The following is a 689-nucleotide window of genomic DNA, read 5'->3' as shown; positions in this document are numbered from 1 at the left end:
GGCAGGGGCCGCCGCGGCACCTGCCGGGCCGGAGTGGTCGAGGGCCCGCCAGCCGAACCAGCCCGCCGTGCAGAGCGGAACGGCCACGGCCGCGGCCGTGGTGGCGCGCAGCAGGGTGGAGCGGCGGGGCGGGCGGGGGGTGGAACCGGTCACTGGTCGGTCAGATCCTGTCCTGGGTGCGCGGAGTCAGGCCGTAGTTCTTCGCGATCGGGTTCCACTTGGTCATGAAGTCCGTCTTCGCCTGGGTGGCCTGCGGGTTGAGTTCGTCCGCGTGCTTCTTGTCCGGGGTGGCCGGCGCCCGGCCGGTACAGCCCTGGGCGGCGACGGCGCGCGCCCAGCTCGCGTACGCCTTGTCTATGTCGGCCGACAGCTGCCAGGCGGATCTCAGCGAGTTCAGCGCGTCCGCGCCGCCCGGCACGTCCGTGACACTCAGCTGGGAGAGCTTGGTCAGCAGGGCGGCCCGCTGGCTCGCGCCGTTGTCGAAGGTCTGGGCGGCGCTCTCGATGTCGGCCTTCGACGGGCAGCTGGTCACCTTGGCGACGGCGCTGCCGATCGGGGCCTTGGCGTTCTCGCCCTCGCTGAGCAGGCTGTCCAGCGCCTCGGCCTGGGCCTTGGCGCCCGGACCGGGGCCGGTCGCGGTCGGGGACGGCGTGCCGGCGGGCGAGCCGGACGCGCTCGCGGCGGCGCTC

Annotated in this window: 1 pseudogene; it reads right to left on the bottom strand. The window is 74.6% G+C overall.

The window, feature by feature from the left end:
- Positions 1-160 precede the first annotated feature (160 nt).
- Positions 161-689: pseudogene (locus KS423_RS46740) on the bottom strand (hypothetical protein); the annotation flags it as partial.

It is taken from the genome of Streptomyces sp. LS1784 (genome assembly GCF_020103755.1).
GTDB lineage: Bacteria > Actinomycetota > Actinomycetes > Streptomycetales > Streptomycetaceae > Kitasatospora.
The sequence above is the reverse complement of the archived record's forward strand: the minus strand, read 5'-3'. Positions and strand labels throughout refer to the sequence as shown.